We start from the raw sequence: 6338 nt of genomic DNA, 5'->3' as shown, positions 1-6338 counted from the left end.
CAGGCCATCGCCGCCGATTTCGAGAAGGACACCGGGCACAAGCTGGTCACGGCCTTCGGCGCAACCGGCCAGTTCTACACCCAGATCAAGAATGGCGCGCCGTTCGAGGTGTTCCTCTCGGCAGACGACACCACCCCGCAAAAACTTGAGGCCGAAGGCGACACCGTCAAGGGCTCGCGCTTCACCTACGCTATCGGCACGCTGGCGCTGTGGTCGGCCAAGGAAGGTTACGTCGACGCCAAGGGCAAAGTCCTGGCCGATAACCAATATCAGCACCTGTCCATCGCCAACCCGAAAGCCGCGCCTTATGGCCTGGCGGCGACCCAAGTGCTGGCCAAGCAAGACCTGACCGACAAGGTCAAGGACAAGATCGTCGAAGGCCAGAACATCACCCAGGCCTACCAGTTCGTGTCCACCGGCAACGCCGAGCTGGGTTTTGTCGCGCTGTCGCAGATCTACAAGGACGGCAAGATCACCAGCGGTTCGGCGTGGATCGTCCCGGCCAACCTGCACGACCCGATCAAACAAGACGCCGTGATCCTCAATAAGGGCAAGGACAACCCCGCCGCCAAGGCACTGGTTGAGTACCTCAAGGGGCCAAAAGCCGCGGCTGTGATCAAGTCCTACGGTTACCAGATCTAAATGTCGCTCTCGAGTGCCGACTTTTCCGCCATCTGGCTGACCCTGAAACTGGCGTCCCTGACGACCGTCATCCTGCTGCTGGTCGGCACTCCGCTGGCATTATGGCTCTCGCGCACCCAATCCTGGCTGCGCGGCCCGGTCGGGGCGATCGTCGCCCTGCCGCTGGTGTTGCCACCCACGGTAATCGGTTTCTATCTGTTGCTGGCGCTCGGCCCCCACGGGTTTGTCGGTCAGTTCACCCAATCCCTGGGGCTGGGCACCCTCACCTTCAGTTTTGCAGGCTTGGTGATCGGCTCGGTGCTGTATTCGATGCCGTTCGTGGTCCAGCCGCTGCAAAACGCTTTTTCCGCCATTGGCACCCGCCCATTGGAAGTGGCCGCGACCCTGCGCGCAGGTCCCCTGGACACATTTTTCAGCGTCACCCTGCCCCTGGCCCGGCCTGGGTTCATCACCGCGGCCATCCTCGGCTTTGCCCACACCGTCGGCGAATTCGGCGTGGTGCTGATGATCGGCGGCAACATCCCCGACAAGACCCGAGTGGTCTCGGTGCAGATCTACGATCACGTCGAAGCCATGGAATATGCCCAGGCCCATTGGCTGGCCGGGGTCATGCTGGTGTTCTCTTTTGCGGTGTTGCTGGCGCTGTACTCCAGCCGTAAAACCAAAGCGGGCTGGAGCTGATCGATGATTCAAATGCGTCTGAAGCTGAGTTATCCGGGGTTCGCCCTGGATGTCGATTTGCAGTTGCCCGGCCGCGGGGTGACCGCGCTGTTCGGGCACTCCGGTTCTGGCAAGACCACCTGCCTGCGCTGCATCGCCGGGCTGGAACGGGCTGATCAGGGATTTATCCAAGTCAACGAGCATCTGTGGCAAGACAGCGCCAAGGGGATTTTCGTCCCGCCGCACAAGCGCGAACTGGGTTACGTGTTTCAGGAAGCCAGCCTGTTCCCTCATCTGTCGGTGCTGGCCAACCTGCAGTTCGGCCTCAAGCGCATTCCCAAGTCCCAGCGCCGGGTCGACATGGCGCACGCGACCGAACTGTTGGGCATCAGTCACTTGCTCGACCGGCATCCGCAGCACCTTTCCGGCGGCGAACGCCAGCGTGTCGGCATGGCGCGCGCCCTGCTCACCAGCCCGACACTGCTGTTGATGGACGAACCCCTGGCAGCGCTGGACGCACAACGCAAAAGCGAGATCCTGCCTTACCTGCAACGCCTGCACGATGAGCTGGACATCCCGGTGCTTTATGTCAGCCACTCCCAGGATGAAGTCGCACATCTGGCCGACCACATCGTCCTGCTCAGCGACGGCAAGGCACTGGCCAGCGGTCCCATCGGCCAGACCCTGGCACGCCTGGACTTGCCGCTGGCGCTGGGTGACGACGCCGGCGTGGTGATCCAGGGGCATGTCGCCGCCTATGACGCCCACTACCAGCTGTTGACGCTGCAACTGCCCGATACGGACCTGAACATTCGCGTGACGCACACGCCGATGGCCACGGGCCAGGCGTTGCGTTGCAAGGTACAAGCGCGGGATGTCAGCCTCAGCCTGCAAGGCGATTACCAAAGCAGCATCCTCAATCGCCTGCCGGTCACGGTGGTCAGTGAAATGCCTGCCGACAACAGCGCCCATGTGCTGGTGCGCCTGGACGCCGAGGGCAGCCCTTTGCTGGCGCGTATCACCCGCTATTCCCGGGACCACTTGCACCTGCACCCGGGCCAGCGACTCTGGGCGCAGATCAAGGCTGTGGCCGTGCTGGCATAACGGCGCGGGCACGACTGGCGCGGCGCGGGGTCAATGGCTGTAACGGCCCCCGATCCTTCGCCCAGGACAATCGCCATGCCCGATGCACTGCCCCGTGACCTGCATTACGTCGATGACACCCAGCCGGGCATCACCCGCCGCAAACTGCGCGGCAAATTCTGTTATTTCCACCCCACGGGCCAGCGCATTGTCGACCCCCAGGAAATCCAGCGCATCAATGCCCTGGCAGTGCCGCCGGCCTACACCGACGTGTGGATCTGCACCGACCCGCGCGGTCACCTGCAGGCCACCGGCCGCGACGCTCGCGGGCGCAAGCAGTACCGCTACCACCCGCGCTGGCGCGAGGTGCGCGACAGCGACAAATACTCGCGCCTGCGGGATTTCGGCCTGGCCTTGCCAAAATTGCGCAAACACCTGGAAGCCTTGTTGGCGGCACCGGGCTTGAGCCGCGACAAGGTCATGGCCACGGTCATCACTTTGCTCGACGCAACGCTGATCCGCGTCGGCAATACCCAGTACGCTCGGGACAACCGCTCCTACGGCCTGACCACCCTGCGCAACCGGCATGTGGAGGTCAACGGCAGCGCCATCCTGTTCCAGTTTCGCGGCAAGAGCGGCGTCGAACATCAAATCACCGTGAAGGACCGGCGGCTGGCGCGAATCATCAAGCGCTGCCAGGAAATTCCCGGGCAAAACCTGTTTCAATACCTCGATGAAAACGGTGAGCGACACACCATCACTTCCGCCGACGTCAACACCTACCTGCAAACCCTGACCGGCGCCGACTTCACCGCCAAGGACTACCGCACCTGGGCCGGCAGCGTCCTGGCCCTGGCGGTGTTGCGCGAGCTGGAGTGGCAACCCGAATCACAGGCCAAACAGCACGTGGTGACGATGGTCAAGGACGTTGCCAGGCAGTTGGGCAACACCCCGGCAGTCTGCCGCAAGTGCTACATCCACCCGGCGGTGCTTGAGGGTTTTGTGCTCGGCGCCCTGGCGCAACTGCCAAGGCCGAGGGTGCGCAAAGGCCTGCGGGCAGAGGAAGTCGGGCTGGCGATGCTGCTGGAGAAAATGGCCGTTGAGCCGACGAACTGACCTGCCTATTTTTTGCACGATTGCAAATGGCTTCTATAGTTGATCTGTACGCCAATCAGCTGCGGTGAAGCCATGGAAGACATTTTCGTCGTCAAGCGCTGCAACAAGATCATCATCCATGGGCGCCGGGCTGGAGAAACCGTACATCAACCCGCTGAAGCCGCCGTCTGGTACCGCATCGCCGATACCCGCACCAACGGTTTCATCGGTGACGGCTACGATCTTGAACGTGATGCCCAACGCATATGCCAACAGCTCAATGCCCGGTCGCAAATGACGGTCCGGCAAGGCTGACGAACATCCGCCAAGCGGTTACGGGTCTATACTGAAGGCTGAAGGATCGGCGCCCCATCGGTAGAAAGCTCGCTTGCGGCGGGCTTTTTACTGCCAATCTTCAGGTTTTCTCAATGGAGGTGTTCCCGATGTCCGAAAAAGAGTCCATCACCACCCTGCTCACCCTGCTCGACTCCCGTCAGGTCCGCCTGGCTGCCGCGTGCAAGGAAATCGCCGACTGGGTCGATCATCAAGGCGGACACCCGACTGCGCTAAGAATTCGTGATCGTCTGAACGACATCGAAAAGGATACACCGCTGATCCGCAATACACTGTCGTCGCTCAAGCCAGTCGACCCACCACTGCCACGGTTCAGATGATCCCGTCTGGATACCGATGCACAGACACGACCTGACGCGGGACGCATGACCGGCGACGCTATCGTCACCGCGTGCGTGTCTGTCTGACTCCTGCCCCAACCCAGCCAGGCGCTGGGATTTTTTTGTGCCCGCAAGCGGCGAACATCACTAAAACAGGGTTGTCCAACGTTTACTTCGTTACGAAGGAGGCGTTTTGATGGTCACCCACTTCAAAGTCAGCGGGCACCTTGCCTGCGGTCACAAGGGCAGCAACCTCACCTCCACCCGGGAACTGAATCGGGTGAAATGCAGAAGCTGTCGAAACACCGACGCTTATAAAGAGGCGCGAAAAACCGAACGCAACGCTGCCCGCCGCGCCGCCCGCAAGGCCAAAACCGTTCAGGTGGTCAATGACTGGCGCCAGGCCTGGACCGAGCGGCTCACCGCCATGGCCGGACTGCAACGGCTGCCACGGGGTTTTCATGGGCAAGCCTTTGTCTAGAGACAACAGGATTGGGTCGAACCCGTTGGCCCAATCCTTACTGGTTATTGACGCACCAGCCCGAGGATTTCGTGCAGCGACATGCGCTTGAAAGCTTCCACCAACCGGCGGCCTTCCTCAGGCCCGGATGAAACCGCTAGCCTCATGGTCGCCTCACCCAGGTGCCAGATCAAAAATGCCGAATCCGCCAGGCGCTGCGCGTCGGCGCCTGGCGCTACCCGCTGCATGGCTTGGGCGAGCATGGCGCCGGCGATTCGACTCTCCTGCAGTTCCAGCTGGAGCAATTGCTTGTCGGCCTGCATGCCGGACCAGATATCGCGCATTGCCGGCGTTGCCAATACGATCTCGTAATACTCATCGAGCAGCGCCGTATAGGCTGCTTGCAACCCTTGCACATCCTCGACCGCACTTAGCGCCGCCTCGATACAGTCACGGCTCTGGGCGTTATAGCGTTCGGCCAAGGTGCGAACGATCGAGCTTTTGTCGGGGAAGTACTGATAAAGCGAGCCAATCGAAATCTGTGACAGCCCGGCGATTTCACTCATCTTCACCTGATCGCTGCCCTTGCTTGCAATCAACTCCGTGGCCACCGCAAGAATTCGCTCCTGACGCTCACGGCTGCGTTGTTGCGCAGGAACCCGTCGACTCGGCGCCTGCTGGGACACTTCAGTGGTGTGGTCCGGCACGTGGCTGCCTCCCCGATCAATAACATGACAATCACTCACCTTAGCATTGTGCGCAGGCGGACCCAACAGGTCGCGTCCATACGTCGGTTTTGCGCTTCGGTCGATTGACGGGGAAATATGAGGGTTTATCATCTTTTAAACGTGAGCATCACTCACATTATTCATTGGAGATGAACGCGATGAAAACCTCTCAAGAGCCCATCCTGATTCTCGGCGCGACGAACAAAACCGGTCGGCGTATCGTTCAACGCCTGCAAGCGCTCGGCTTGCCCGTTCGCCAGGGTTGCCGAGGGGCGAACCCTGCCTTTGACTGGGACGATCGATCGACCTGGGCCACACCGCTCGAAGGAGTTCACTCGGCCTACATCTGCTATCAACCCGACCTTGCGGTACCAGGCGCCCTGGAGAGCATTCAGGCATTCACCGACCAGGCCGTTGAACTGGGCGTGCGCAAGTTGGTGTTGTTGTCGGGCCGCGGGGAAATCGAGGCGCAACAGGCCGAAAGCGTGGTGCGCAACAGTGTCGTCGACTGGACCCTACTCCGGGCCAGCTGGTTCTGCCAGAACTTCAGCGAAGCGCACTTTCTCGAGCCGCTCCTGCAAGGCGAACTGGCCCTGCCCGTCGGCCCTGTCGCGGAGCCATTTGTCGACGCAGAGGACATTGCCGACGTCGCCGTCGCGGCACTGACCCAACCCGGTCACTCAGGTCAGCTCTATGAATTGACCGGGCCACGGGCGCTGACGTTCGCCGAGGCGGTTGCCGAGATTGGCCGCGCAGCAAACCGCGACATCGGGTTCATCTCTGTGCCGGCCGGTGAGTATCGCCAGGCGCTGGAACAGCAACAGCTTGCGCCCCAGCTGATCGACCTCGTCATGTACCTTTTCACCACCGTACTCGATGGCCGTAACACCGCGCTCGGCGACGGTGTGCAACGTGCGCTGGGACGGCCGGCGCGGGACTTTCGCGACTACGCCCGGCGTACCGCTGCAGCCGGTGCATGGGCTTGTCCGATGTGAG

9 protein-coding genes are annotated in these 6338 nt (G+C 61.5%); 8 read left to right on the top strand and 1 reads right to left on the bottom strand.

Features of this window, described 5'->3' with window-relative positions; genetic code table 11:
- The 7 genes from modA to PMI35_RS27315 form a co-directional block, all read left to right on the top strand.
- On the top strand, positions 1-642 hold a 642-nt coding region (modA, locus tag PMI35_RS27285), incomplete at its 5' end, for a molybdate ABC transporter substrate-binding protein (RefSeq protein WP_008055688.1).
- Positions 643-1323 carry a molybdate ABC transporter permease subunit gene (gene modB / locus PMI35_RS27290; RefSeq protein ID WP_008055687.1) on the top strand — a complete coding sequence of 227 codons (681 nt, stop codon included), beginning with the start codon at positions 643-645 and terminating at the stop codon, positions 1321-1323. It begins immediately after the preceding gene.
- 3 nt (positions 1324-1326) lie between these two features.
- On the top strand, positions 1327-2406 hold the full coding sequence (gene modC / locus PMI35_RS27295) for a molybdenum ABC transporter ATP-binding protein (RefSeq protein ID WP_008055686.1): 1080 nt from the start codon (positions 1327-1329) through the stop codon (positions 2404-2406).
- A gap of 75 nt (positions 2407-2481) precedes the next feature.
- Positions 2482-3501, top strand: coding sequence for a DNA topoisomerase IB (locus tag PMI35_RS27300; protein WP_008055685.1), 1020 nt, complete (start codon positions 2482-2484; stop codon positions 3499-3501).
- A gap of 72 nt (positions 3502-3573) precedes the next feature.
- Positions 3574-3795, top strand: coding sequence for a hypothetical protein (locus tag PMI35_RS27305; protein ID WP_008055684.1), 222 nt, complete (start codon positions 3574-3576; stop codon positions 3793-3795).
- A 128-nt stretch (positions 3796-3923) separates the two neighbouring features.
- The gene (locus tag PMI35_RS27310) at positions 3924-4154 is read left to right on the top strand and encodes a hypothetical protein (RefSeq protein WP_008055683.1); all 231 of its coding nucleotides are present in this window, start codon (positions 3924-3926) and stop codon (positions 4152-4154) included.
- Between the two features lie 196 nt (positions 4155-4350).
- Positions 4351-4635 (top strand): hypothetical protein, encoded by a 285-nt coding sequence (locus PMI35_RS27315; RefSeq protein ID WP_008055682.1) that lies wholly within the window; start codon positions 4351-4353, stop codon positions 4633-4635.
- Positions 4636-4679: 44 nt separating this feature from the next.
- Here the strand turns inward: PMI35_RS27315 and PMI35_RS27320 are convergent, their stop codons facing one another.
- Positions 4680-5321, bottom strand: coding sequence for a TetR/AcrR family transcriptional regulator (locus PMI35_RS27320; protein ID WP_008055681.1), 642 nt, complete (start codon positions 5319-5321; stop codon positions 4680-4682).
- A gap of 179 nt (positions 5322-5500) precedes the next feature.
- Between PMI35_RS27320 and PMI35_RS27325 the strand changes: the two genes are divergently transcribed.
- Positions 5501-6337 carry a hypothetical protein gene (locus PMI35_RS27325; RefSeq protein WP_008055680.1) on the top strand — a complete coding sequence of 279 codons (837 nt, stop codon included), beginning with the start codon at positions 5501-5503 and terminating at the stop codon, positions 6335-6337.
- Position 6338 lies beyond the last annotated feature (1 nt).

This window comes from Pseudomonas sp. GM78, from assembly GCF_000282475.1.
Taxonomy (GTDB): domain Bacteria; phylum Pseudomonadota; class Gammaproteobacteria; order Pseudomonadales; family Pseudomonadaceae; genus Aquipseudomonas.
This window is presented reverse-complemented; position numbering and strand designations above follow the sequence as displayed.

Coding starts and splice junctions, on each gene's coding strand:
- PMI35_RS27310 (WP_008055683.1), top strand. CDS start 3,924: ATGTCCGAAAAAGAGTCCATCACCACCCTGCTCACCCTGCTCGACTCC.
- PMI35_RS27325 (WP_008055680.1), top strand. CDS start 5,501: ATGAAAACCTCTCAAGAGCCCATCCTGATTCTCGGCGCGACGAACAAA.
- PMI35_RS27315 (WP_008055682.1), top strand. CDS start 4,351: ATGGTCACCCACTTCAAAGTCAGCGGGCACCTTGCCTGCGGTCACAAG.
- modC (WP_008055686.1), top strand. CDS start 1,327: ATGATTCAAATGCGTCTGAAGCTGAGTTATCCGGGGTTCGCCCTGGAT.
- modB (WP_008055687.1), top strand. CDS start 643: ATGTCGCTCTCGAGTGCCGACTTTTCCGCCATCTGGCTGACCCTGAAA.
- PMI35_RS27305 (WP_008055684.1), top strand. CDS start 3,574: ATGGAAGACATTTTCGTCGTCAAGCGCTGCAACAAGATCATCATCCAT.
- PMI35_RS27300 (WP_008055685.1), top strand. CDS start 2,482: ATGCCCGATGCACTGCCCCGTGACCTGCATTACGTCGATGACACCCAG.